The sequence below is a fragment of the Bradyrhizobium sp. CCBAU 11430 genome, from assembly GCF_028128855.1.
Lineage (GTDB): Bacteria > Pseudomonadota > Alphaproteobacteria > Rhizobiales > Xanthobacteraceae > Bradyrhizobium > Bradyrhizobium ottawaense.
On record NZ_LBJV01000069.1, the window covers coordinates 118,350 to 143,255 of the forward strand.

A 24,906-nucleotide genomic window follows, 5' to 3' on the forward strand; every position below is an offset into this window, starting at 1 on the left:
TCGAGCGCCTGATCGTTGGCACTGGCTTTGTCGATCTTCGGCTTGGCCGGTCCCGGGTCAGATCGACGATGCGCGCCCTCACCTGTCCCTGGTCGTCGCGTTAGCGGTCTGTCCCCGCCCGGTCCGCGCTGTTTCACGTGAAACGCCTATGCGATTGCCTTGGTGGATTTGCGTGCCTCACGCCGGAGATAGGCCGCGAGAATGCCGAGCGCTGCCGGCGTCATGCCGTCGATCCGGCCAGCCTGCCCGACGGTGAACGGCCGTGCCTTCTCCAGCTTGGCACGCACCTCGTTGGAGAGCCCGGGCACCTGCTGGTAATCGACCTCAGACAGCACCAGCCCCTCGTCGCGCCGGAAGGCCTCGACGTCGGCGCTCTGGCGCTCGAGGTAGACATCGTACTTGGCGTCGATCTCGAGATGGGTAGCGATGACGGGATCGATGGCGGACAGCTCCGGCCAGATCGCGCGGACCTGGCTCCAGCCGATATCCGGATAGGCCATCAGGGAGAACGCCGACCGGCGCTGGCCGTCCCGGTTCAGGGACAGCCCGTGCTTGATCGCTTCGTTCGGGGTGATCGCCAGCGACTTCGACAGCGCCCTGGCCGCGTTCAGGGCGTCCATCTTGGCACGATGATGCTGGGTCCGGGCACTGCCGACGCACCCCAAAGCGATCCCCTTCTCGGTCAAACGCTGATCGGCATTGTCCGCCCGCAAGGTCAGGCGATACTCGGCCCTGGAAGTGAACATCCGATAGGGCTCGCTGATCCCGCGGGTGACGAGGTCGTCGATCATCACACCGAGATAGCCGTCGGCACGGTCGAACACCGTCAATGCGGCCCCGCTCGCAGCCAGTGCCGCGTTCAGGCCGGCCACGATGCCCTGCCCGGCAGCCTCTTCGTATCCGGTGGTGCCGTTGATCTGTCCGGCCAGGAACAGGCCGCGGAGGCGCTTGGTCTGCAGGGTCGGATCGAGCTCGCGGGGATCGATGTGGTCGTATTCGATGGCATAGCCCGGCCGGACCATCTTCACTCGCTCAAGGCCGGGGATGCTGGCGAGGATCGCGAGCTGGACCTCCTCCGGCAGCGAGGTCGAGATGCCGTTGGGATAGACGGTGCTGTCGTCGAGGCCTTCCGGCTCCAGGAAGATCTGATGACCGTCACGATCGCCGAAGCGGACGATCTTGTCCTCGATGGAGGGGCAATAGCGGGGACCAGAGCTCTTGATCTGGCCGGAGTACATCGGGGAGCGATGGACATTGGCCCGGATCACCTCATGGGTCGCGGATGTGGTCCGGGTGATCCCGCACTGGATCTGCGGGGTGGTGATCCGCTCGGTCATCACCGAAAACGGCTCCGGCGGCTCGTCTCCGGGCTGCATTTCGACTGCGAACCAGTCGATCGTGGTGCCGTCGAGACGCGGCGGAGTGCCGGTCTTGAGCCGTCCAAGGGTGAAGCCGGCGCGCTCGAAGGAGCCGGAAAGACCCATCGCGGGCGCCTCTCCGACCCGGCCGGCCGGCCAGTTCTTCTCTCCGAGATGAATGAGACCACGGAGGAAGGTACCGGTGGTGACGACAACAGCCCCTGCCCGAAGCTCCCGGCCATCCGCCAGGCGCAGTCCGGTGACGCGGTTATCGACCACGATCAGCTCGTCAGCCTCGCCTTGGATGACGGAAAGACCCTCAGTTTCCCGGATCGCGGCCTGCATCGCAGCGGCATAAAGCTTCCGGTCGGCTTGGGCCCGAGGACCACGGACGGCGGGACCTTTGCGGCGATTGAGCACGCGAAACTGGATGCCGCCGGCATCGCCGACGCGACCCATCAGACCGTCCAGCGCATCGACTTCACGAACCAGATGCCCCTTGCCGAGGCCGCCGATCGCGGGATTGCAGGACATCGCACCGATGGTAGAGAAACGATGCGTCACCAGTGCGGTCGTTGCGCCCATCCGGGCAGACGCAGCCGCGGCTTCACAGCCGGCGTGGCCGCCGCCAATCACGATGACGTCGAAGCTCTCTCGCTCTGTTCGCATGTCCGGACTTCTAGCTCAGTGTCGGGAAAGCCGGAAGAAGAAACTGGCGAGGCATGTTTCACGTGAAACACGGACCAGGGGGCCGAAAGCGATTTCACCAAAACAACCCCATGCACAGTAGAATGGCCATTGAATTGTTTCGTGTTTCACGTGAAACGAAATCGGCATTCCACCCGGCAAGGTGACGACTGGGTGGATGTTGGATCCGATGATGGCCACAGGCATTGCGAGCAAAGCAATCCAGAATCCCTTTCTCGGAGGCAGCGTGGATTGCTTCGTCGCAGGGGCTCTTCGCAATAAGAGGCGAAAATAGAGGCCCTGGAATGGTCCTGGGGACTCGCTTGAAGAGAGGAACTCCAATTCGCCCGGCCTTACTCTCACCCAACCAGTGTTTCACGTGAAACATCCGGGCACAGACCGGACCGGATGAGGCGAAGGAGCCAAAGGCCCCAATTCACGCTTCACGTCACCCCGATTCCGAAGCGGGTTCCCGATCGATATCGAGCTTAAAGCGAGCGGGATAACGTGAGACAGAAGGAATGGAACAAGCGCTAGTTCTACAATGAAGAACTAGCTTTATTTTCCGATACAGAACTTTTGGAAGATCGCTCCGAGGACGTCTTCGACATCTACCCGGCCCAGCAATCGGCCCAAGGCGTAAGCGGCGGCGCGCAGCTCTTCGGCTGCAAGCTCCTCGCCGTCTTCTACAAGGTCCAGACTCCGGCGCAAGCTCTCCGACGTCCGGACCAACAGTTCCCTTTGGCGAGCCCGGGTCACCAGCGCGCCCTCGGTGGTTCCGAAAAACTCGGAAGCGAATTTCACCAGCGCATCGACCAGCTCGGGGATGCCATCACCCTGTCTCGCCGAGATCCCGAACTCGCTGCTCAACTTGCTAGCCCGGCCCCCGAGATCGATCTTGTTGCGGACGATCCAGACGGACCCCTCCGACCGATCGCCGCCTTCGGATTTCCGAAGGGAACGCAGCGCGTCCGGATTGACGGCTTGCTCCCCCTCCACCAGCCACAGCACGAGGTCGGCGTCCTCGGCCCGCGCTCGCGCGCGGCGCACGCCCTCCTGCTCGACCGGATCATCGGTCTCGCGGATGCCGGCGGTGTCGATCACCGTGACGGGATAGCCATCGAGATCGAGCTGGACCTCGATCACGTCGCGCGTCGTGCCGGCATGCGGCGAGACGATCGCGACCTCGCGGCGCGCGAGCTGATTCATCAGCGTCGACTTGCCGACATTCGGCTCGCCCGCGATCGCAACCACCAGGCCCTCACGCAGCCGTTCAGAATGTCCCTGTGCCGCAAGGACTTTTGTGATTTCGTCGTGCAGGGCCTTGATCGCTTTCACCGCCGGCGACCTCAATTCCGCCGGCACATCGCCCTCGTCGGAAAAATCGATGCCGGCCTCGATCAGCGCCGAGGCCTCGATGATGCGCTCGCGCCAGTCGCGCGCGCGGTCACCGAGCAGGCCCTGCAACTGGCGCAGCGCCTGGCGCCGCTGGCGGTCGGTGTCGGCATGGATGAGATCGTCGAGACCCTCGGCTTCGGTCAGGTCGAGCTTGCCGTTCTCGAACGCGCGCCGCGTGAACTCGCCCGGCTCGGCGGCTCGCATATTCGGAATTATCGAAATTGCGGCGACCAGTACCGAGAGCACGGCGCGGCCGCCATGAACGTGGAATTCGGCGACGTCCTCGCCGGTCGCGCTGGCCGGCCCCGGAAACCACAGCACGACCGCATCGTCGATCGGCTGGCCCGCGCCGTCACGAAGCAGCCGGCGGCTGGCCTGCCTCGGCGCCGGCAGCTTCCCCGCCAAGGTCGTCAGCGCCAGACCGGCTTGCGGACCCGAGACGCGCACCACGGCGATCGCACTCGGCGCCCGGCCGGACGAGAGCGCAAAGATGGTCTGGTCTCGCGGATGCATGGCCTATTTGTCCGGCTCGGGACGAAAAGGCAAATGGGCCGCTCCCAGGACCGCGGCGGGTCCGTTTTGCTGCGCCTTTGCCGCAGCAAAGATCATGTTGCATCGCAATAGAGACCCGGAAATTCGCTGCAAAAACCTCGCCGTTTGGCAAAGGTCCGCCAGCCGATGTCAAGCATTCTGTAGGTATATCAACATCTTCTGAGAAATCTGGATCTGCGCGTCGACACAGCTCCATGCTGCATCTACGCCGCAGCAGAGCCGCACAACGAAAAAGGGCGCCCGAAGGCGCCCTCTAATTTCTTGCTGCACCATGCTCAGGTGTTCATGGAGTCGAAGAACTCCGAATTGCTCTTGGTCGAGCGCAGCTTGTCGAGCAGGAAGTCGATCGCGTCCATCGTGCCCATCGGGTTGAGGATGCGGCGAAGCACGTACATCTTCTTGAGCACCTGCGGATCGGTGATGAGCTCCTCCTTGCGGGTGCCGGAGCGCGAGATGTCGATCGCCGGGAAGGTGCGCTTGTCCGAGACCTTGCGATCCAGGATCAGTTCCGAGTTACCGGTGCCCTTGAACTCTTCGAAAATGACTTCGTCCATTCGGCTGCCGGTATCGACCAGCGCGGTCGCAATGATGGTCAGCGAGCCGCCCTCCTCGATGTTGCGGGCGGCACCAAAGAAGCGCTTCGGGCGCTGCAGCGCATTGGCGTCGACACCGCCGGTCAGCACCTTGCCGGATGACGGCACCACGGTGTTGTAGGCGCGGCCCAAACGCGTGATCGAATCGAGCAGGATCACGACGTCGCGGCCGTGCTCGACCAGACGCTTGGCTTTTTCGATCACCATCTCGGCGACCTGGACGTGACGCACCGCGGGTTCGTCGAAGGTCGACGACACGACCTCGCCCTTCACCGAGCGCTGCATGTCCGTGACTTCTTCCGGACGCTCGTCGATCAACAGCACGATCAGATAGCATTCGGGGTGATTGTGCGTGATCGAGTGCGCGATGTTCTGCATCAGCACGGTTTTACCCGTGCGCGGCGGCGCGACGATCAATGCACGCTGGCCCTTGCCGATCGGCGCGACGATGTCGATCACGCGTGCAGAAAGGTCTTTCCGCGTCGGATCGTCGATCTCCATGCGGAAACGCTGATTCGGAAACAGCGGCGTGAGGTTGTCGAAATTGACCTTGTGCTTGGCCTTTTCCGGATCCTCGAAATTGAGCGTGTTGACCTTCAGCAGCGCGAAATAGCGTTCGCCCTCTTTCGGGCTGCGGATGTGGCCTTCGATGGTGTCGCCGGTGCGCAGGCCGAAACGGCGGATCTGCGACGGCGAAACGTAGATGTCGTCCGGGCCCGGCAGATAATTCGCATCGGGCGAGCGGAGGAAGCCGAAGCCGTCGGAGAGAACCTCGACGACGCCCTGGCCGACAATATCGGTCTCGGCGAGCGCGAGCTGCTTGAGGATGGCGAACAGCAGCTCCTGCTTGCGCATGGTGCTGGCATTCTCGACCCCGTTCTCCTCCGCGAACGAGACGAGCTCGGCCGGAGTTTTTGACTTGAGGTCTTCGAGTTTAATTTCCCGCATTGGGGTGGTCCTGTGGGGTAACCTTGGGAGGGGTGCGAGGAGGCTCTGAAATGCGGACGTGAGAAGATAAGGTCCGCAGGTCTGGCAAGGTTAAGTGCCGATGAGGCTTCAAACCTGATGCGGTGTCCGGCCTCTGGAAAGCTCAGACACAACCACATCCGCCTGCGTTGGGTGGGATATCGATAATATAGAAAATCGCTCCCTTCTCCGCAAGCCGAAGCGCTGAGCTAATCGTCGCGCGCCTTGCCTAGAACGGCTTCACGATCACCATGATGACGATGAGAATCATCAGGACGGTCGGCACCTCGTTGATAATTCTATAGAATTTCTGGGTCCGGGGGCGTCGGTCCGCGGCGAAATCCTTCAGCCAGCGAGAAAAAAAGCCGTGGACCGCGGACATCGCCAGGACCAATGCCAGTTTTACGTGCAGCCAGCCAAACGAGAACCAGTGGCCGGACCAGGCGAGATAGAGCCCGGCGAGCCAGGTGACGATCATGGCCGGGTTGATGATGGCCTTGAGCAGCCGACGTTCCATCACCTTGAACGTTTCCGACTGCTTCGAGCCGATTTCGGCCTCGCTGTGATAAACGAACAGCCGCGGCAGATAGAGCATGCCCGCCATCCAGGAGATGACGGCGATCACGTGCAGCGCCTTGATCCAGAGATAGACGTCTTCAAACATTTTCTGCGTCCGGATTTCTGAGCCAGCCGAGGGAACGCTGGGGATAGTAAGAACTCGTTAAGGTCTTGCCTGCACACATATCCGTCCGTAGCGCCTTCCTCAAATCTAGAATCTTAGATTCTTAAGGTTTGAGTCTATGTGACCGTGGATTGGACTCACACAATTCCGTCCGCACGTTCACGCGCGCTTGTTCACATCCATCAACATATCCCTGATCGCTGCGGCGATTTACGATAAGTCGGCCAGCTTCAAAGGCTTGCGCCTTTCTGTCGGCAGCTTATCAAGGGGGTTGTCCGCGCAATCCCGTTTCCCCGCAGCGAGGGCGCCGGACTTGTCCTGACGGGCAGCGGTGTGAAGAAAATTGGCACTTGTCCCGCCCCTGGTGTCGCGCAACCCTTTCCGAGGGGTTAAGCTCCACAGAAATCCACAATCCACACCGACTCCATACAAAGAGATTTTGTGCCAACCTCGAACAATTATTTCCATCTGCACCTCGTGTCCGACTCCACCGGCGAGACGCTGATCACCGTGGCACGCGCGGTTGCGGCCCAATACGCCAACGTCACCCCGGTCGAGCATGTCTATCCGCTGGTGCGCAGCCAGAAGCAGCTCGACCGCGTGCTCGACGAGATCGAGGAAGCGCCGGGGATCGTGCTGTTCACGCTGCTGGAGAAGGATCTGGTCTCCAGGCTCGAGGACAAGTGCAAGGAGATCAATGTTCCGAGCCTGTCGATTATCGGCCCGGTGATGCAGCTGTTCGAAGCCTATCTCGGGGCTGCGACCACCGGCCGCGTCGGCGCCCAGCACGTCCTCAACGCGGAATATTTCAAGCGCATCGATGCGCTGAACTACACCATGATCCATGACGATGGTCAGCATGTCGAAGGTCTCGACGATGCCGACGTGGTGCTGGTTGGTGTGTCCCGCACTTCCAAGACGCCGACGTCGATTTATCTGGCCAATCGCGGCATCCGCACCGCCAACGTGCCGCTGGTTCCCGGCATTCCGGTGCCTTCGCAACTGGAGACGCTGACGCGGCCGCTGGTCGTCAGCCTGCACGCGACGCCGGAACGCCTGATCCAGATCCGTCAGAATCGCCTGCTTTCGATGGGGACCGACTCCGGCAACGACACCTATACCGACAGGCAGTCGGTCACCGAGGAAGTTGCGTTTGCGCGCAAGCTCAGTGCCAAGCATGATTGGCCGCTGCTGGATGTCACGCGACGCTCGATCGAGGAAACCGCGGCGGCGATCATGAAGCTCTACAGCGATCGCCAGCGCAACCGGCCTTCCGGATAGCTTTCGCGATGGGTCTGTGGCTCGGCAAACATCCGTTGATTCTGGCCTCGCAGAGCAGTGCCCGAAAAATGCTGCTGGCCAATGCCGGGCTGGAGTTCAAGGCTATTACCGCCGATATCGACGAGCGCGGTATTCAATTAGCTTCGGCGCTTTCAAATCCGCGCGAGATCGCACTGCTGCTGGCGCGCGAAAAGGCCAAGGCGATCTCGGCCAATCATCCCGGAAGCTACGTGATCGGGGCCGATCAGACACTGGCTCTTGGCAACCGTCTTTTCAACAAGCCCGCAGGCCGTCCGCAGGCATTGGCGCAATTGCGCGATCTCGCCGGCAACAGCCATGAGCTGAATTCCGCCGTGGCCGTGGCGCATGACAGCAAGATTGTTTTCGAAGACGTCGCGGTCGCACGTATGACCATGCGCGAGATGACCGAGGACGAGCTTTCAGCCTATCTGGACGCTGCCGGCGACGCCGTCACCACCAGCGTCGGGGCCTATCAGCTTGAAAGCCTGGGCATCCATCTGTTCGAGCGGATCGAGGGCGATCATTTCACCATTCTCGGCCTGCCGCTGCTGCCGCTGCTTGCGTTCCTGCGACGCGAACGGCTAGTTGCGGTGTGAATGACAGACAGGGCTGAGCGCTGATGCGGATCCTGGGACTGACCGGCTCGATCGGGATGGGGAAATCCACCACTGCGAAACTGTTCGCGGAGGCCGGCGTGCCCGTCTACGACGCCGATGCCGCCGTGCATCAGCTTTATGAAGGCGAAGCGGCGCCCGCCATCGAGGCCGCCTTTCCCGGCACCACTGTGAACGGCAAGGTGGACCGGCCAAAACTGTCGGCGCGCGTCGTGCACGACCCCGCGGCCATCAAGCAGCTCGAGCAAATCGTCCATCCGATGCTCGGCGCCTCCCGGCAAAAGTTTTTTGCCGAGGCGGAAGCCGCCAAGGCGCCGGTCGTGGTGCTGGACATCCCGCTGCTGTTCGAGACCGGTGGCGAGAAGCGGGTCGATGCCGTGGTCGTGGTTTCGACCTCGCCGGAACTCCAGCGCGAGCGGGTGCTGGCGCGCGGTACCATGGACGAAGCCAAGCTCGACGCGATCATTGCCAAGCAGACGCCGGACGCCGAGAAGCGCAAGCGGGCCGATTTCGTGGTGGATACGTCACACGGACTTGACCCGGTGCGCGCGCAAATCGCCCACATCCTGGCGGAGGTCGTTAAGATGCCGCAGCGGCGAGCCTGATTCGCTGCCTCACACGGTTCTCAAGACGCTGCTCTCAAGCTACTGATCTCAAGACATGCGCGAAATCGTTCTCGACACCGAAACCACCGGCCTCGATCCGCTGCGCGGCGATCGTCTGGTCGAAATCGGCTGCGTCGAGATGCTCAACCGCATGCCGACGGGGCAGACGTATCACGTCTATATCAATCCCGAACGGGACATGCCGGCGGAAGCTTTTGCGGTGCATGGTTTGTCGGCCGAATTTCTGTCGACCAAGCCGCTGTTCCACGAGGTCGTCGATGCGTTTCTGGAGTTCATCGGCGATGCGCCGCTGGTGATCCACAACGCCTCGTTCGACATCGGCTTCATCAATGCCGAGCTCGACAAGATCAAGCGCGCGGCGATCCCGCGCGAACGGCTGGTCGATACGCTGCTGCTGGCGCGGCGCAAGCATCCCGGCGTGTCCAACCGGCTCGATGACCTCTGCTCGCGCTATGCGATCGACAATTCACACCGCACCAAGCACGGCGCGCTGCTGGATGCCGAGCTGCTGGCCGAGGTCTATGTCGATCTGGTCGGGGCGCGGCAGTCGCAGCTGCTTCTGGCGTCGGACGCTCAGGAGATTCGGGTCAATGCGGCTGGCGATGCGCCGCGGCGGCAGCGGCTGGTGCCGCTCGCGCCGCGGGTTTCCGATGCCGAGCGTGAGGCCCACAAGGCCTTCATCGCAACGCTCGGCGACAAGGCGATCTGGAACGAGTTTTTGCCCGCTCCAGCTCCTCCGGCTGGTTAGGCCTGGCCGCTCGGCTGAGCGGCCATTTGCCGCTCCATGTTCTGGCGGTAGAGACCGACGAAGTCGACCGGATCCAGCATCAGGGGCGGGAACCCGCCGTCGCGCACCGCGGTCGCGATGATCTCGCGGGCGAACGGGAACAGCAGGCGCGGGCACTCGATCATGACCAGCGGATGCAGATTCTCCTTCGGCACGTTGGCGATGCGGAACACGCCGGCATAGGCGAGCTCGAACGAGAACATGATCTTGCCCGCGGTCTCGGCCTTGCCTTCGACCGACAACGTCACCTCGAACTCCTGTTCGCTGAGATTGTTGGCGCTGACATTGATCTGGATGTTGATCTGGGGAGGCTGGCTCTGCTGCTGGAGCGAGCTGGGCGCGTTCGGATTTTCGAACGAAAGGTCCTTGGTATATTGCGCCAGCACGTTGAGCTGGGGAGCCTGGGCCGCCTCGGGAGGGGTGCCGTTACCATTGGTCATGAGAGTCTCTCCTTACCCGATTTGGGCTGAATTTCGCGGCGGTTGGCTAACATAGGGCCGCCTCATTCCACAAGGACGAACGGTCCCGGAGGCGGATTCCGGCCGCGTCGCAACCGCCGCGTTCATCCCGCCTTTTCCGCAAAACTGCGCCTTAAATGATTGAAGATGCGCGATTTCCGGGCAGGATCGGGTTTCCCCTTAAGCATAAAACGCGCTACACTCGGTGCTGTGCCAAAAGGCGCCATTGGCCGGGCAAGATTTCGTGCCTACATCCCACGGACCTGACGTGGACCTAAAATGGTGATGTAGACTTGCCGTTCCCGTATGGAACGGTCTACTGGCCGGATTGATTTTCCCGGCGACGACCCCAAAGCGAAGACCCAGAGCAAAGACCAGAAAGCGAATCCGACGTGGACATCTACACCATCATCTTCCTGGCGCTGGCGGTCTTCATCTTTCTGCGGCTGCGCAGCGTGCTCGGGCAGCGTACCGGCAACGAGCGGCCGCCGTTCGATCGGACCGCCGCTCGCAATGCGCTCGGGGGTGCCCAGGACAACAACGTCGTGACCATGCCGGGCAAGGTGATCGACCAGGCCCCGCTGGCGCCGACGGCCGAGCCGACCCCGCCCTCCGATCGCTGGAAGGGCCTGACCGAGCCGGGCACCGCGCTTGCGCAGGGCCTGGATGCCATCGTCGACAAGGATGCCACGTTCGACCCGCGCCATTTCATCTCGGGCGCCCGCGGTGCCTACGAGATGATCGTGCTGGCCTTTGCCAATGGCGACCGCCGCGCGCTGCGCGACCTGTTGTCCTCGGACGTCTATGACAGCTTCGAGGCCGCGATCAAGGAACGCGAGAAGAACGAGCAGAAGACCGAGACCCGCTTCGTCTCGATCGACAAGGCCGAACTCGTCGGCGCCGAGCTGCGCGACCGTACCGCCCAGCTCACGATTCGCTTCGTCTCGCAGATGATCTCGGCCACCCGAGACAAGGCCGGCAATATCGTCGACGGCAGCGCCGACACGGTCGCCGACATCACCGACATCTGGACTTTCGCCCGCGACGTCACCTCTCGCGATCCGAACTGGAAGCTGGTTGGCACCGGAAGCGCGAATTAAGGTCTATCTGAAGACCGGCGCGACGGCGCTTTGCGCAGGTGTCGTCGTGCTGTCGTCGTTTTCGCTCGGCGCCGAGGCCGCGCGGCGCCACTATCGCAGCCATCACCATCATCCCCCGCAATTGCCTGCGGCTCCGCCGCGGGCCTTGCCCTATCCGCAGCTCCCGCTGCCGTTCGAAATTCCGGGCGCGCAATATCTGCCGCTGGCCTGGGCGGACGTGAAGGGCTGGAGCGATGACAATCATCTCGCGGCGTACAAGACGTTCCGCGCCAGCTGCAAGCCGATCAATGCACAAACCGGCGCGGCCGAGCCGAAAGCCTTGGGAGGTTCGCTGAGCGAACCTTGCCGGGCGGCGAAATCGCTCGATCTCATCGACGACGCCAAAGCAAAGACCTTCTTCGAGGAGAATTTCGCGCCGCTGCGGATCTCCCGCCTCGGCGAGCCCGACGGTTTCGTCACCGGCTATTACGAGCCGGTGCTGGAGGGATCGCGCACGCAGACCGACGTCTACAACGTTCCGGTCTACCGGCGTCCCTCGAATCTGTTCGTGCGCGGCTACAAGCAGGATTCGGTCAGCCTGCCCAACAAGGGCCCGGTCTATCGCAAGATCGGCCGCCGCAAGCTGGTGCCCTATTACGACCGCGGCGAGATCGAGGACGGCAAGATCGCCGGCCGCGGGCTGGAGATCGCCTGGCTGAAGGATCCGACCGATCTGCTGTTCGCGCAGATCCAGGGCTCGGCGCGGATCAAGTTCGACGACGGCGGCACGGTCCGGCTGAATTACGACGCCTATAACGGCTATCCCTACACTGCCGTCGGGCGCGTCCTGATCGAGCGCGGCATCATTCCGAAGGAAGAGATGTCGATGCAGAAGATCAGGGAGTGGATGGCGCAAAATCCTGACGGTGCCAAGGATCTGCGCCGCCAGAACCGCGCCTATATTTTCTTCCGAGAGGTCAACCTCTCCGACAAGGATGAGGCGGTGGGCGCGCAGGGTATCCCGCTGACGGCGGGACGCTCGATCGCGGTGGACAAGGCGCTGCATGTCTACGGCACGCCGTTCTTCATTGAGGGCGAGCTGCCGATCGAGTCCGAACGCTCGAAGACACCGTTCCATCGGCTGATGATCGCGCAGGATACCGGCTCGGCCATCATCGGTCCCGCGCGCGCCGATCTGTTTTTCGGCGCAGGCCAGGAGGCCGGCCGCATCTCGGGGCGACTGCGCCATCCCATGCATTTCGTGATGCTGGTGCCGAAGGGCCTCGATCCCTCGGCACGCGGCGCCCGGCTGCCGCTGCCTGATCCGCGCCCCTCGGAGAAGATCGCCAAGCTGTTTCCGCAAACCGACCCCGGGAAGGGGACGGCGAAGCCGGCCGCTGCCGCAGGCCCCGCGGAAACCAAGAGCGACACCGTCGCCATCGCGGGTCCAGTCCCGCTGCCGGCGCCGCGTCCCGTGATCGAGCCCGCTTCCGAACCCCAGCGGCCAGTGAAGAAACGGCCCCATCGGCAGCAATGAAGCGATCGTCCCGTCCGCCCGTGCTGGAGCCTCGCCCCTCGCCGCGCCGCCGCGCGCTGAGCGAGGAGGAGCGCGAGCTGTGGGAAGTCGTTGCCAAACAGGTCAAGCCGCTGAGGAAGCACCGCGCGGCGAAGGCGCATGCCGCTCCGCGCACCGAGCCTTTGCCCGCAGCACCCGTCACGCGGCCTGCGTCATCGCCACGGCCGGTCGCCGCTGCACCGGCGCCGCGCGCCGCAAAACCGGCCGTCCCGCCCTTGGCGCCGCTCGGCAAGCGCGAGCGCACAAAGCTGTCGCGCGGCCGCAGCGAGATCGAGGCGCGGCTCGATCTGCACGGCATGACCCAGACGCGCGCGCATCGCGCCCTGACCGGCTTCCTGCACCGCGCCCATCACGACGGCCTGACCTTCGTCCTCGTCATCACCGGCAAGGGCCGCAGCGGCGGCGAAAGCGGCGTGCTGCGCCGCCTGGTGCCGGAATGGCTGAGCCTGCCGGAATTCCGCGCCTTCGTCGTCGGCTTCGAGACGGCGCATATCGGCCATGGCGGCGAGGGCGCGCTGTATGTGCGGATCAGGCGGGCGAGGTTTTAAAACCTGAAACGATGAGACTCGACACGCGCTCCGGCGAAAGTGCGTTCCCTCCCCCACAAGGGGGGAGGGAACGGAGAGAGCATCGCTGTTGGCCATACGCGATTTGACTTCAACCAGTGCTCTAGAACGGCCGGATGATTCCAACGCGCGGGATCAGCGTGAGGATCAGGCCGAAGATATTCGTTTTCTGATCCTCCGTCGGGATCAGCGCTGTCTCCTGCGCGGCCGGCAGCATCTTCACGGCATGCAGGAGCAGGAACATGCAGACCGCCCAGTTCGAGATCCAGCGCGAATAGTCGAACACCATCGCAAACATCACGAGATAGGCGAGGCTGATTCCGATCAGTGCCGCGAGCACGAGGCGGCGGTGCGTCTCGCTTGCGAGCGCGCCGATGAGCTTCGCGAAGAAACGCCACAGCGGCGTGTGCAGCCAGATCAGCAGCGCGAACACGGGCACGCCGAGGACGTTGTGCGGCAGGCGCCCCCAGGTGTCCGAGACCTCCTTGGACAGCGGCTGGTACCAGATGTAGGCAAATTGCAGCAGATCGGTTCGCGAGGGATCGGCCATCCGGCTCTTCAGATAGGCGACGAAATCCGCTTCGGGGATCGGCATCGTTCCCAAAAATTGTGCCGCAAAGAACAGCGCCGCGACAATGATCAGGGCGACGATGCCGAAGGCGATATTGCCGCGATTGAGCCCGCAGGCGAGATAGTGCCTGATCACGACGATGGTGACGATCGTCGGCACATACATCAGCAGATGAATGTGGTGGATCAGCACGAGAACGATCGAGAACATCGCGGCCAAAGCCACGAACAGCAGCGACCCCGCCGGCATCAGCAGCAGAACGAGCGCCAGCGCACAGCCATAGATGTCGAAATGGCCGAGCGTGTGCATGAGGTTCTTGAGGAAGAACGGCGAGCCCGCAATGAAGACGAACAGCGGCAGCGTTTTCGCGGTGAAGCCAAAGCTCTTCTGAAACAGCCTTGCGTACAGGGCCAGCGTCACCAGCCACGTCACCCCGCCGATCGCGAACACCGACCAGACCGGCACCTTGTCCGTGAACAGCGCGACGGTGGCACCGATCAGCGCGCGCTTGATGAAGCCGAAATGGTAGTCGACCAGGAGATGGATGTAGGGGACGTAAGGCGGCAGCTGGATCTTGTGAATGAACACGCCGACGATGACCGCCGCGTTGATCGCGAGCAGGAGTCGCCAGGGGTTGTTCTGGATCGGAGCGATCACGCAGCACCCGGGCTGGCGCGATCGACCTCCGCCGTCGTCCCGGGCAAGCGAAGCGCGACCCGGGACCCATAACCACAGGAGGTTATTTGAGGCAGGGCTGGAGCTACTATCTGTTTCAACAAGGACCGCTGGTGGTTATGGGTCCCTGCTTTCGCAGGGACGACAACCGATTGATAGCGTGACCGCCCAGAATTACAAAATGAACCGGCTCAGATCGGCGTTCTTGGCGAGATCACCCACGTGCTTCTGCACGAAATCCGCATCCACCTTGACGGTCTCGCCGCTGCGGTCGGGGGCGGTGAAGGAGATCTCGTCCAGCACCCGCTCCATCACGGTCTGCAGCCGCCGCGCGCCGATGTTCTCGACGGTGGAATTGACGGCGACCGCGACGTCGGCGAGCGCGTCGATGGCGCCGTCGGTGATGTCGAGCGTCACGCCCTCGGTCTGCATCAAGGCGACATATTGCTTGATCAGCGAGGCCTCGGGCTCGGTCAGGATGCGGCGCATGTCGTCGCGGGTCAGCGCCTGCAATTCGACGCGGATCGGCAGGCGGCCCTGCAATTCCGGCAGCAGGTCCGACGGCTTTGCGACGTGGAAGGCGCCGGAGGCGATGAACAGGATGTGGTCGGTCTTGACCGCGCCGTGCTTGGTCGAGACCGTGGTGCCCTCGATCAAGGGCAGCAGATCGCGCTGCACGCCCTCGCGCGAGACGTCGCCGGCGGCACGGCCTTCGCGCGCGCAGATCTTGTCGATCTCGTCGAGAAACACGATGCCGTTGTTCTCGACCGCGTTGATCGCCTCCAGCGTCAGCTGATCGGTGTCCAGCAGCTTGTCGGACTCCTCGTTGACGAGGATCTCGTGCGAGCCTTCGACCGTCAGCCGCCGCGTCTTGCTGCGGCCCCCTAACTTGCCGAAGATGTCGCCGATCGAGATCGCGCCCATCTGCGCGCCCGGCATGCCCGGGATCTCGAACATCGGCATGCCGCTGCCGCCGCCTTGCGTCTCGATCTCGATTTCCTTGTCGTTGAGCTCGCCGGCACGCAGCTTCTTGCGGAAGGATTCACGCGTCGCCGCGCTGGCATTGGCGCCGACCAGCGCATCGAGCACGCGCTCCTCGGCGGCGAGCTGCGCGCGGGCGTGCACGTCCTTGCGCTTCTTCTCGCGGATCTGGGCGATTGCGACCTCGACGAGATCGCGCACGATCTGCTCGACGTCGCGGCCGACATAACCGACCTCGGTGAATTTGGTCGCTTCCACCTTCAGGAACGGCGCATTCGCGAGCTTGGCGAGCCGCCGCGCGATTTCCGTCTTGCCGACGCCGGTGGGGCCGATCATCAGGATGTTCTTCGGCAGCACCTCTTCGCGCAGCGAGCCTTCGAGCTGCTGCCGGCGCCAGCGGTTGCGCAGCGCGATCGAGACGGCGCGCTTGGCGTCGGCTTGGCCGACGATGAAACGGTCGAGTTCGGAAACGATTTCACGGGGAGAGAAGTCTGTCATGTCTGTCTAGCTAGGGCGGGAGGCGGTCAAGGACAAGTCGCTTTTTAGGTCAGATGATGGGCGGGCCGGATTGCCATTCCTTCACCGCCTCGATCGGATGGATCAGCATCAGGATATTGAGCGTCAGATTGTCGCGAATGTGCAGCGCCAGCATGATCTCGAAGGCGAGGCCGATCAGGATCGTCGCTGATACGGGCAGAACGCGTGCGACGAGGAACCCGAGCATCATGGCCAGATTGTCGGAGACCGAATTGACGATGCTGTCGCCGAAATAATCCAGCGAGATCGTGCCGGCGCGGTAGCGCTCGATGATGAAGGGCGAGTTCTCGACGATCTCCCAGGCGCCTTCGATCAGCATGGCGATGATCAGTCGAGCCGGCCAGGATAGAGACAGCAACGGCAATCGCGCGAACAGCAGCCAGGTCAGGCCATAGAACAGGAAGCCGTGCAGAACATGGGAAAAGGTGTACCAGTCGGCGATGTGCTGGGAGTTCTCCGAGCTGTTCACCACGCCGTGCCACAGCTTGACATAGCCGCAGGTGCAGATCGGCACCCGCCCCATGCCGAACAGGATCGCAGCCTGCAGCGCCAGCAGCAACAGCGCGATGCCCGCCCAGGCGAGCGGCGGAAACGCCGTCTTGGCGGTGGAAGTCGCGGCAAGCGTCATGGGTCTCGGATCATCAGGAGTGCGGGACCATCGGGCGTAACGATCTCGTGCTGCGGCACGAATCCAGCTTTCTCATAGGCACGAATTGCGCGCGGATTGGCGGGGCTGGGGTCGATCACGATGCGCGGCACGCCGCGGGCAAAGAGCTGATCGATGAAAGCGCGAATGAAAGCCGAGCCGTGGCCGCATCCGACCATGTCGGCCTCGCCGATGAATTGATCGAGGCCGCGGGTGCCCGCGGGCTGCGAGCCGAAGCTGACATGCCAATCGCCGATCTGGTAGCACTGCAGATAGGCGAAAGACCGACCGTCAAGGCTGACGATGAACTGCGCCAAGTCAGGATGCTCGAGGTCGCCGCTGACGAACTCGAGCGTCTCCGGATCATGCCACCATTCGGCGACATGCGGCGCGTCCAGCCAGCGCCGGATCATCGGCAGATCGGCCTCGGCCATCGGGCGGAAGGTGTAGGCGGGCGCCATGGCCTATCCCGCTGCCAGGCTCTCGATCGTCAAATTCCGGTTGGTGTAGACGCAGATGTCGGCGGCGATGTCGAGGGAGCGGCGGACGATGGTCTCGGCGTCCTTGTCGGTGTCGAGCAGGGCCCGTGCCGCCGCCAGCGCGTAATTGCCGCCGGAGCCGATCGCCATGACGCCGGCCTCGGGTTCGAGCACGTCGCCGGTGCCGGTCAGCACCAGGGAGACGTCCTTGTCGGCCACGATCATCATGGCCTCCAGCCGCCGCAAATAACGGTCGGTGCGCCAGTCCTTGGCCAGCTCGACCGCGGCCCGGGTCAGCTGCCCCGGATATTGCTCGAGTTTGGCTTCCAACCGCTCAAACAGCGTGAAGGCGTCGGCGGTCGCGCCGGCAAAGCCGCCGATCACATCGCCCTTGCCGAGCTTGCGGACCTTTTTAGCGTTGGACTTGATCACGGTCTGGCCGATCGAGACCTGGCCATCGCCGCCGACCACCACTTTGCCGCCCTTGCGCACCGTCAAAATCGTGGTGCCGTGCCAGCCCGGCGAGCTGTTCTGGGAATCCTGCATGAAGTACCTCGTTGTCCGGCCTGATTTAGGCGGTCGGGGGCAAGGGGACAACCAGGGCACAACGGGCCGCTCCGGCCCCAATTTGCTCACCATAGGTGGAAGTGCCGGCCTGCCAAGGCGATCCCGCGGTAGCGAAGGCGTCATTTGGCTGTTAAAAGACCGGCGTTTTCGGCCCCCGAGCCAGGATGAGAGCTAGTTTCAATGCGCACCGCGACGATCAAGCGCAAGACCAAGGAAACCGACATCGAGGTCTCCGTGAACCTCGATGGCACCGGCGTGGCCAATATCGCGACCGGCATCGGCTTTTTCGACCATATGCTCGATCTCCTCGCCCGCCATTCCCGCATCGACCTCACGGTCAAGGCGGTGGGGGATCTGCACATTGATTACCACCATACCACCGAAGACACCGGCATCGCGCTCGGCCAGGCGGTCAAGCAGGCGCTCGGCAACATGGCGGGCATCACCCGCTATGCCGGCGTGCACATGCCGATGGACGAGACGCTCTCGCGTGTGGTCATCGACATCTCGGGCCGCCCTTTCCTGGTGTTCAAGGCCGACTTCCCCCGCGACAAGATCGGCGAGTTCGACACCGAGCTGGTGCGCGAGTGGTTCCAGGCCTTCGCCATGAATGCCGGCGTGACTCTCCACGTCGAGACCCTATATGGCGATAACAGCCACCATATCGCCGAGTCCTGCTTCAAGGGCCTGGCGCGGGCGCTGCGCACAGCGGTCGCGATCGATCCGAAAGCGGCGGGAGAAATCCCGTCCACCAAGGGCTCGCTCGGCGGCTAACGTCTTTCGGCCAGCGGCTGCGCGCCGCTTGCGGCATCACTGAATTCCTAGGAACGGGGCATCACCATGCCTGTCTACACAGTTCATGCTCCCTCCCCTGCCGGAGCCGATCTGCGCGCGACCGACAAGTTCGTGTTCGTGCGCGACGGATTCCATTTCTGGGCGATGATCCTCGGTCCGTTCTGGCTGCTGTGGAATCGGCTGTGGCTGGCGCTGATCGGCTGGGTGGTTTTCGTCGCAGCGTTCAACGCCGGACTGTCGAGCCTCGGCGTCGGACGGGGCTCGATCTTCTTCGCCGATCTCATCGTCGCGCTGCTGATGGGCTTCGAGGCCTCGAGCCTGCGCCGCTGGACGCTGTCGCGCGGCAAATGGCGGCAGCTCGACGTGGTGGTTGGCGATGACGAGGACACCGCCGAGCGTCGCTTCTTCGAGCGCTGGAGCCAGAAGCAGCACGGCATCGTCAACGATCAATGGGCCGTCGATCGCGGCGGCCCGCCGCCGACCCGCAGCGTGCCGGGTCAGCCATTCTCGAATCCGCCGCCGATTCCGGCCGGCGGCATCATCGGGTTGTTTCCAGAACCGGGAGGGTCAAGATGAGCGTCGCCATCATCGATTACGGTTCTGGCAATCTGCATTCCGCCGCCAAGGCGTTCGAGCGCGCCGCGCGCAGCCTCGAAAATCCGCAAAAGGTTTTCGTCACCAGCGATCCCGATCAGGCCTACGAGGCTGACCGTCTGGTGCTGCCGGGCGTCGGCGCCTTCGCCGATTGCCGGCGCGGGCTCGATGCCGTCAATGGCATGGTCGAGGCGATCACCGAAGCGGTGCGGGTCAAGGCGCGGCCGTTCTTCGGCATCTGCGTCGGCATGCAGCTGATGGCGACCCGCGGCAAGGAGCACGTCACGACCGATGGCCTGAACTGGATCGGCGGCGACGTCGAGAAGATCACGCCGCGCGACGAGAGCCTGAAGATCCCGCACATGGGCTGGAACACGCTCGACGTACTGCAGGAACATCCGGTGCTGAACAGGCTGCCGCTCGGCCCGAAAGGCCAGCACGCTTATTTCGTGCACTCCTACCACCTCAATGCCGCCAACGAGGCGGACGTGCTCGCGCGCGCCGATTACGGCGGGCCTGTCACCGCGATCGTCGGCAAGGACACCGCGATCGGCACCCAATTCCACCCCGAGAAGAGCCAGCGCTTTGGCCTCGCTCTGATCTCGAACTTTTTGCGATGGAAACCGTGATCCTCTTTCCCGCGATCGATCTCAAGAACGGCCAATGCGTGCGGCTCGAGCAAGGCGACATGGCGCGCGCGACGGTGTTCAACCTCAATCCGGCGGCGCAGGCGCAGAGCTTCGTCGAGCAGGGCTTTGAGTATCTCCATGTCGTCGATCTCGATGGCGCCTTTGCCGGCAAGCCGGTGAATGCCGAGGCCGTCGAGGCGATGCTGAAGACGATCAAGATTCCGGTGCAGCTCGGTGGTGGCATTCGCGATCTCGCGACCGTTGAAGGCTGGCTCGACAAGGGCATCACCCGCGTCATCATCGGCACCGCTGCGGTGCGCGATCCGGAGCTGGTGAAGGCTGCGGCGAAAAAATTCCCCGGCCGCGTCGCGGTCGGGCTCGACGCCCGCGACGGCAACGTCGCGGTCGAAGGCTGGGCCGAGACCTCGCAGGTCACGGTGCTGGAGATCGCAAAGCGCTTCGAGGATGCCGGCGTTGCCGCCATCATCTTCACCGACATCGCGCGCGACGGCCTGCTCAAGGGCCTGAACCTCGATGCGACCATCGCGCTGGCCGACGCCATCTCGATTCCCGTGATCGCCTCAGGCGGCCTCGCCTCGATCGAAGATGTGAAAGCCATGCTGACACCGCGCGCGAAAAAGCTCGCCGGCGCGATTGCCGGCCGCGCGCTCTATGACGGCCGGCTCGATCCCGCCGCCGCCCTCACCTTGATCCGCAATGCGCGCGCGCCTGGGAGCTGACACATGTTCAAGGTGCGCGTGATCCCCTGCCTCGACGTCAAGGACGGACGGGTCGTCAAGGGCGTCAACTTCGTTGATCTCAGAGATGCCGGCGACCCCGTCGAAGCCGCGATCGCCTATGACGCCGCCGGCGCAGACGAACTCACCTTCCTCGACATCACCGCGACCCATGAGAATCGCGGCATCATGCTGGACGTGGTCCGGCGCACGGCGGAGGCCTGCTTCATGCCTGTGACCGTCGGCGGCGGCGTGCGGGAGGTCAACGACATCAAGACGCTGCTGCGAGCCGGCGCCGACAAGGTCTCGATCAACAGCGCCGCAGTATCCCGGCGTGAGTTCGTCAAGGAAGCGGCCGAGAAATTCGGCGAGCAATGCGTCGTGGTTGCGATCGATGCCAAGCGCGTCAAGCGCCCCGGCGGCGACCGTTGGGAGATCTTCACCCATGGCGGTCGCAATTCGACCGGCATCGACGCCATCGAATATGCCCAGGAAGTGGTCTCGCTCGGCGCCGGTGAGATCCTGCTGACCTCGATGGATCGCGACGGCACGAGGCAGGGCTTCGACATCCCGCTGACCCGGGCGATCGCCGACAGCGTTGCCGTGCCCGTGATAGCCTCAGGCGGCGTCGGTAATCTCGACCACCTCGTCGACGGTATCCGCGACGGCCACGCCACGGCCGTGCTGGCCGCCTCGATCTTCCATTTCGGGGAATTCACCATCCGCGAAGCCAAGGAGCACATGGCCCGGCGCGGACTGGCCATGCGCCTCGATGCCTGACGACTCCCGTTCGTAAAAGTGCTACATGAGGTAGCGGGGAATGGCCTCCGTGGCCAAGTGTGTTGCCAAGCGTGTTTCCGAGTAATTCCGATGCCGCGTTTCACGATCCACGATCTGGCCGAGACCATCGACGCCCGCGCGGCGGCCGGCGGCGAAGCGTCCTATACCCGCAAGCTCCTCGACAAGGGCGCAGAGCATTGCGCCAAGAAGTTCGGTGAGGAAGCAGTCGAAACCGTAATCGCAGCAGTCGAAAACGATCGCGCGCATCTGATCGCCGAGAGTGCCGACCTGCTCTATCACTTCCTTGTCTTGCTGAAGGCCCGCGGCGTAAAGCTGGAAGAGGTGGAAGCGGCGCTCGACAAGCGTACGAATATGTCAGGGCTGGAAGAGAAAGCGTCGCGTAAGGGCTAGTATAAGCCCCAAGGGAAAGGTCGCGTTATGGACATCCGCGCACCCGAGCAGCAGTATAATCCGTACCGCATCTATTCGCGCGAGGAGTGGGCGCGTCTGCGCGACGATACGCCGATGACGCTGGAGCCGGGCGAGTTCGACCGGCTGCGCTCGCTGCACGATCGCCTCGATCTCAAGGAAGTCGAGGACATTTATCTTCCGTTGTCGCGCCTGCTCTCGATCTATGTCGATGCGATGCAGCGCCTGTATTATGCGGAGCGCCAGTTCCTCAATATCCGCGACCGCAAGGTGCCCTACATCATCGGCGTCGCCGGCTCGGTCGCGGTCGGAAAATCCACCACGGCCCGCGTGCTCCAGGCCCTGCTGGCGCGCTGGTCGCCGCGCCCGAAGGTCGAACTCATCACCACCGACGGATTCCTCTATCCGAACGCCGTGCTCGACCGGCAGGGCATCATGCAGAAGAAGGGCTTTCCGGAAAGCTACGACCTGCCGCTGCTGCTCAGCTTCCTCTCCGATATCAAGTCCGGCCGCCGCCATGTGCGTGCACCGGTCTATTCGCATCTGACCTACGACATCGTGCCGAACCAGTGGGCCGAGATCGACCAGCCCGATATCCTGATCGTCGAGGGCGTCAACGTGCTGCAGACCGGCAAGCTGCCGCGCGACGGCAAGGCGGTGCCTGTGGTTTCCGACTTCTTCGATTTCTCGGTCTATATCGACGCCGACGAAGCCCCGTTGCGGCAATGGTACATCAAGCGCTTCCTGGCGCTGCGTGACACCGCATTCACCAATCCAAAGTCCTACTTCAACCGCTACGCGCTGCTGTCGGACGAGGAAGCCACTGCCACCGCGATCGCGATCTGGGAGCGCACCAACCTCGCCAATCTCGAGGACAATATCCTGCCGACCCGCCCTCGCGCGACGCTGATCCTGAAGAAGGGCGCCGACCACACCGTGGAGAACGTGGCGCTCAGGCGACTGTAGTCGCGGCGGTCGGCGGATCCTGCGCGTTCGTGCAGCGTGTCTTTTGTTGCAGACCGGCAAGAGGTATTGGGCTATGACCTTCGAAAACGCGAGGGCTCGATGGTTGATCGTCTCAGAAGTGCTGCGGAACAGCTCGAAGCACCGACCTGCCCGGATTGCCATGTCGAGATGAGGTGGTACCGCTCGGAACTGCTCGCGGACGAGCCGGTTCCGGTCATTGCGCATCTCTTCGTATGTCCGCATTGCAAGCGTGCGGCAAAGACCGACACCATCTTCAAGGGCACCCCGGGGCCGCCCGACAAGCTCTCCGCACCGCGCTTCATAGCTTGCGCCGCGTAGCAGGTCATTTCCGGACCTCCTGTTGCTCTTTCGAGCGGACGAAGACCTGCCAGGCCGTCAGGAACATAGCCGCGACGAGTGGGCCGATGACGAAGCCGTTTGCTCCGAAAGCCGCAAGGCCGCCCAGGGTGGCGAGCAACACAATGTAGCTCGGCATCCGGATCGACTGTCCTACCAGGATGGGGCGGAGAAAGTTGTCCGCGAGGCCGATCACGAAGGTGCCGAAAGCGAGCAGGATGATTCCCTTCGTGACCGAGCCTGCCACGAGCAGATAGAGCCCGGCCGGAAGCCATACCAGCGCGGAGCCGAGCACGGGCAGAAGCGAGAGCAGCGCCATCAGCGCGCCCGCCAGTAGCGGCGCCGTCAGTCCGAGCAGCCAGAAGATCACCCCGCCAAGCGCGCCCTGAATCAGGGCAACGAGGATGATTCCCTTGATGGTCCCGCGAACCGCCAGGGTGAACGCATGCAGAATCTCGGCGCTGTGGCTCGCACGCAGCGGCAGGGCGTCGCGGATGCGTGCGTTCAGCTCGTCACCGTCGCGCAGCAGAAAAAACAGCAGGTACAACATCACGAGCAAGCTTGCGACGAATTCGAGGGTCAACTGACCGATGTTGATCGCGTGCCCGGCCAGCTGCTGGCCGGCCGGGACGAGCAGACCAGACAGGCGTTCCTTCAGGGCCGAAAAATCGATGCTGGCGAGCCGATCCGCCATGGGACCAGCCCAGTCGGGCAGCGCGGATTTCAGCTGCTGAAGCGGATGTGCAAAGCTGATCTCCCCCGACTGAACGCGCTGATACAGCTCCCCTCCCTGGTCGATGAGCGAAGCGATGACGATCGCGACAGGGATCAAGACGATTACCACCACGATGACGACGGTGGAGAATGCGACAAGGTTGCGCTTTCCCGGGAGGGTTTCCAGGAAGCGTCGATAGAGCGGGGCGAAGATGATGGCCAGCAGCGTGGCCCACAGCAATGCTCCGGAGAAAGGCCAGAGCACCCAGCCAAAGGCTAGCGTGACCGCGGCAAGCAATACGAGAAATGAGCGGTCTTCCGATGTTCTCACGTGTTCGCCAGCCTTTCAGTCGGAACTCGCAAGACGTGGGTATCACAAGTCGATCGTGCGGGGGCAAGTCGCACAAGGTCAATCTGTCTGCGGCGTTTCGGCAATGTCTCGGCAAATCTCGGTTTGCGCAGACGTTGGCCGGATACCCTCCACGTGAGCCGGCTCGTCGAGAGGCCGGGGAAATCCGGCCCCTCCATCACGCCAGCGATCAGGGTCGAATGTGGGCGCTTCACTTGCCGGCTTTGGCGCTCCAATCTGCAGGCTTGAGGCGTCCGGCAAAGGTGGCGGGGCCGGAGCTGCCGGCCTTGTAAACGAAGGCCTCGCCTTCCCCGACGTCGCCGGCCTCCTTGCCGAAGGCATCGGCGATGTTCGTCTTGTGGGTGACCAGGAAATTGTTGCTGCCTGCCTTCGGCGGCGCGTCGACGAGCTGGCGCACGGCCTGCCCGGCCTTTGCATTGGCGCCGGTGGGGTTTGCCATTCCCGATGCGCTGGCGTTGCTGCTGTCCGTCAACGCGTCGACCGGCTTGACCTCACGGCCGGAGATCAGCTTGCCGGCCTCGATCGCACGGTTGAGCCGGCTGGTGTAGACATCGCCGATCGGGATCGCGAGGTCCTTGACCGCTGCCCCGATCTGGAGCGCCATGTCCCTGCCCTTTTCGCTGAGCTGACGCTGGGCGCTCATGTCGTCGAACTTGAAGGGGTAGACGTCCTTTTGGCTGTCATCGGTGGCGGTGTGCCGAAAGATCAGCACGTAGCCGCCTTGCTTGAGCGAGGCGATGAGCTCCGGCGTATCGGCCGCGGCGTGTCGGGAAAATCCAGCGAGAAGGACAATGAGTACGAGGCGGCACAGCACGTTCATGCGCGAAACCCTCCT

The 24,906-nt window shown here is 63.3% G+C and carries 27 protein-coding genes; 15 read left to right on the top strand and 12 right to left on the bottom strand.

What is annotated here, in order from left to right; translation table 11 throughout:
- Positions 1-146: 146 nt before the first annotated feature.
- From mnmG to hemJ, 4 genes are all read right to left on the bottom strand, one after another.
- The gene (gene mnmG, locus XI04_RS28935) at positions 147-2,027 is read right to left on the bottom strand and encodes a tRNA uridine-5-carboxymethylaminomethyl(34) synthesis enzyme MnmG (protein WP_095424546.1); all 1,881 of its coding nucleotides are present in this window, start codon (positions 2,025-2,027) and stop codon (positions 147-149) included.
- A 576-nt stretch (positions 2,028-2,603) separates the two neighbouring features.
- The gene (mnmE, locus tag XI04_RS28940; RefSeq protein WP_095424547.1) at positions 2,604-3,956 is read right to left on the bottom strand and encodes a tRNA uridine-5-carboxymethylaminomethyl(34) synthesis GTPase MnmE; all 1,353 of its coding nucleotides are present in this window, start codon (positions 3,954-3,956) and stop codon (positions 2,604-2,606) included.
- Between the two features lie 314 nt (positions 3,957-4,270).
- Entirely contained in the window at positions 4,271-5,536 is a 1,266-nt protein-coding gene (rho, locus tag XI04_RS28945; protein ID WP_008133567.1) for a transcription termination factor Rho, read from the bottom strand.
- A gap of 247 nt (positions 5,537-5,783) precedes the next feature.
- Entirely contained in the window at positions 5,784-6,218 is a 435-nt protein-coding gene (hemJ, locus tag XI04_RS28950; RefSeq protein ID WP_028139375.1) for a protoporphyrinogen oxidase HemJ, read from the bottom strand.
- A gap of 459 nt (positions 6,219-6,677) precedes the next feature.
- Between hemJ and XI04_RS28955 the strand changes: the two genes are divergently transcribed.
- From XI04_RS28955 to dnaQ, 4 genes are read left to right on the top strand one after another with little or no spacing between them, the layout of a single operon-like run.
- Positions 6,678-7,517, top strand: a complete 840-nt coding sequence (locus tag XI04_RS28955; RefSeq protein WP_018323540.1) for a pyruvate, water dikinase regulatory protein — start codon at positions 6,678-6,680, stop codon at positions 7,515-7,517.
- Between the two features lie 8 nt (positions 7,518-7,525).
- Complete coding sequence (locus XI04_RS28960) at positions 7,526-8,134, top strand: Maf family nucleotide pyrophosphatase (protein WP_271610587.1); 609 nt, start codon at positions 7,526-7,528, stop codon at positions 8,132-8,134.
- Positions 8,135-8,157: 23 nt separating this feature from the next.
- Positions 8,158-8,757 carry a dephospho-CoA kinase gene (gene coaE, locus XI04_RS28965; RefSeq protein ID WP_028139377.1) on the top strand — a complete coding sequence of 200 codons (600 nt, stop codon included), beginning with the start codon at positions 8,158-8,160 and terminating at the stop codon, positions 8,755-8,757.
- A gap of 55 nt (positions 8,758-8,812) precedes the next feature.
- The gene (gene dnaQ / locus XI04_RS28970) at positions 8,813-9,526 is read left to right on the top strand and encodes a DNA polymerase III subunit epsilon (RefSeq protein WP_028139378.1); all 714 of its coding nucleotides are present in this window, start codon (positions 8,813-8,815) and stop codon (positions 9,524-9,526) included.
- Here dnaQ and secB read toward each other — a convergent pair.
- A complete protein-coding gene (gene secB, locus XI04_RS28975; protein WP_018323536.1) occupies positions 9,523-10,005 on the bottom strand; it encodes a protein-export chaperone SecB in 483 nt (160 codons plus the stop codon). The two genes, dnaQ and secB, sit on opposite strands and share 4 nt — an antisense overlap.
- 410 nt (positions 10,006-10,415) lie before the next feature.
- Between secB and XI04_RS28980 the strand changes: the two genes are divergently transcribed.
- From XI04_RS28980 to XI04_RS28990, 3 genes are read left to right on the top strand one after another with little or no spacing between them, the layout of a single operon-like run.
- Positions 10,416-11,123, top strand: a complete 708-nt coding sequence (locus XI04_RS28980) for a Tim44/TimA family putative adaptor protein (protein ID WP_028139379.1) — start codon at positions 10,416-10,418, stop codon at positions 11,121-11,123.
- Positions 11,101-12,639, top strand: a complete 1,539-nt coding sequence (mltA, locus tag XI04_RS28985) for a murein transglycosylase A (RefSeq protein WP_028139380.1) — start codon at positions 11,101-11,103, stop codon at positions 12,637-12,639. The genes XI04_RS28980 and mltA overlap by 23 nt, the downstream gene beginning before the upstream one ends.
- The gene (locus tag XI04_RS28990) at positions 12,636-13,226 is read left to right on the top strand and encodes a Smr/MutS family protein (protein WP_038948660.1); all 591 of its coding nucleotides are present in this window, start codon (positions 12,636-12,638) and stop codon (positions 13,224-13,226) included. Before mltA ends, XI04_RS28990 begins: the two co-directional genes overlap by 4 nt.
- Before the next feature lie 121 nt (positions 13,227-13,347).
- Here the strand turns inward: XI04_RS28990 and XI04_RS28995 are convergent, their stop codons facing one another.
- The 5 genes from XI04_RS28995 to hslV all read right to left on the bottom strand — a co-directional run bounded on the left by XI04_RS28995 (position 13,348) and on the right by hslV (position 17,679).
- Positions 13,348-14,472 carry a hypothetical protein gene (locus XI04_RS28995; RefSeq protein ID WP_271610586.1) on the bottom strand — a complete coding sequence of 375 codons (1,125 nt, stop codon included), beginning with the start codon at positions 14,470-14,472 and terminating at the stop codon, positions 13,348-13,350.
- Between the two features lie 192 nt (positions 14,473-14,664).
- Positions 14,665-15,969 (bottom strand): ATP-dependent protease ATPase subunit HslU, encoded by a 1,305-nt coding sequence (gene hslU / locus XI04_RS29000; RefSeq protein ID WP_271610585.1) that lies wholly within the window; start codon positions 15,967-15,969, stop codon positions 14,665-14,667.
- A 49-nt stretch (positions 15,970-16,018) separates the two neighbouring features.
- Positions 16,019-16,636 (bottom strand): DUF2585 domain-containing protein, encoded by a 618-nt coding sequence (locus XI04_RS29005; protein ID WP_038972280.1) that lies wholly within the window; start codon positions 16,634-16,636, stop codon positions 16,019-16,021.
- Entirely contained in the window at positions 16,633-17,115 is a 483-nt protein-coding gene (locus tag XI04_RS29010) for a GNAT family N-acetyltransferase (protein ID WP_271610584.1), read from the bottom strand. The genes XI04_RS29005 and XI04_RS29010 overlap by 4 nt, the downstream gene beginning before the upstream one ends.
- A gap of 3 nt (positions 17,116-17,118) precedes the next feature.
- Complete coding sequence (hslV, locus tag XI04_RS29015) at positions 17,119-17,679, bottom strand: ATP-dependent protease subunit HslV (protein WP_018323528.1); 561 nt, start codon at positions 17,677-17,679, stop codon at positions 17,119-17,121.
- A gap of 201 nt (positions 17,680-17,880) precedes the next feature.
- On the opposite strand from hslV, the gene hisB reads away from it, so the two are divergent.
- The 8 genes from hisB (at position 17,881) to XI04_RS29055 (ending at position 22,969) form a co-directional block, all read left to right on the top strand.
- Positions 17,881-18,474 carry an imidazoleglycerol-phosphate dehydratase HisB gene (gene hisB, locus XI04_RS29020; RefSeq protein WP_018323527.1) on the top strand — a complete coding sequence of 198 codons (594 nt, stop codon included), beginning with the start codon at positions 17,881-17,883 and terminating at the stop codon, positions 18,472-18,474.
- Between the two features lie 66 nt (positions 18,475-18,540).
- The gene (locus XI04_RS29025) at positions 18,541-19,071 is read left to right on the top strand and encodes a DUF2628 domain-containing protein (RefSeq protein ID WP_028139386.1); all 531 of its coding nucleotides are present in this window, start codon (positions 18,541-18,543) and stop codon (positions 19,069-19,071) included.
- A complete protein-coding gene (hisH, locus tag XI04_RS29030; RefSeq protein WP_028139387.1) occupies positions 19,068-19,718 on the top strand; it encodes an imidazole glycerol phosphate synthase subunit HisH in 651 nt (216 codons plus the stop codon). Before XI04_RS29025 ends, hisH begins: the two co-directional genes overlap by 4 nt.
- Positions 19,715-20,458, top strand: a complete 744-nt coding sequence (gene hisA, locus XI04_RS29035) for a 1-(5-phosphoribosyl)-5-[(5-phosphoribosylamino)methylideneamino]imidazole-4-carboxamide isomerase (protein ID WP_271610583.1) — start codon at positions 19,715-19,717, stop codon at positions 20,456-20,458. Before hisH ends, hisA begins: the two co-directional genes overlap by 4 nt.
- Positions 20,459-20,461: 3 nt before the next feature.
- A complete protein-coding gene (gene hisF, locus XI04_RS29040) occupies positions 20,462-21,235 on the top strand; it encodes an imidazole glycerol phosphate synthase subunit HisF (RefSeq protein WP_018323523.1) in 774 nt (257 codons plus the stop codon).
- A 90-nt stretch (positions 21,236-21,325) separates the two neighbouring features.
- Positions 21,326-21,646: a phosphoribosyl-ATP diphosphatase gene (locus tag XI04_RS29045; protein ID WP_018323522.1), complete on the top strand. Its 321-nt coding sequence runs from the start codon at positions 21,326-21,328 to the stop codon at positions 21,644-21,646.
- 27 nt (positions 21,647-21,673) lie between these two features.
- Positions 21,674-22,630: a type I pantothenate kinase gene (gene coaA, locus XI04_RS29050; RefSeq protein ID WP_028139389.1), complete on the top strand. Its 957-nt coding sequence runs from the start codon at positions 21,674-21,676 to the stop codon at positions 22,628-22,630.
- Positions 22,631-22,729: 99 nt separating this feature from the next.
- Entirely contained in the window at positions 22,730-22,969 is a 240-nt protein-coding gene (locus tag XI04_RS29055) for a hypothetical protein (RefSeq protein WP_028139390.1), read from the top strand.
- Between the two features lie 4 nt (positions 22,970-22,973).
- On the opposite strand, the gene XI04_RS29060 is transcribed toward XI04_RS29055, so the two are convergent.
- Positions 22,974-24,032: an AI-2E family transporter gene (locus XI04_RS29060; RefSeq protein ID WP_028139391.1), complete on the bottom strand. Its 1,059-nt coding sequence runs from the start codon at positions 24,030-24,032 to the stop codon at positions 22,974-22,976.
- Positions 24,033-24,261: 229 nt separating this feature from the next.
- A complete protein-coding gene (locus tag XI04_RS29065) occupies positions 24,262-24,891 on the bottom strand; it encodes a histidine phosphatase family protein (protein ID WP_271610582.1) in 630 nt (209 codons plus the stop codon).
- Positions 24,892-24,906 lie beyond the last annotated feature (15 nt).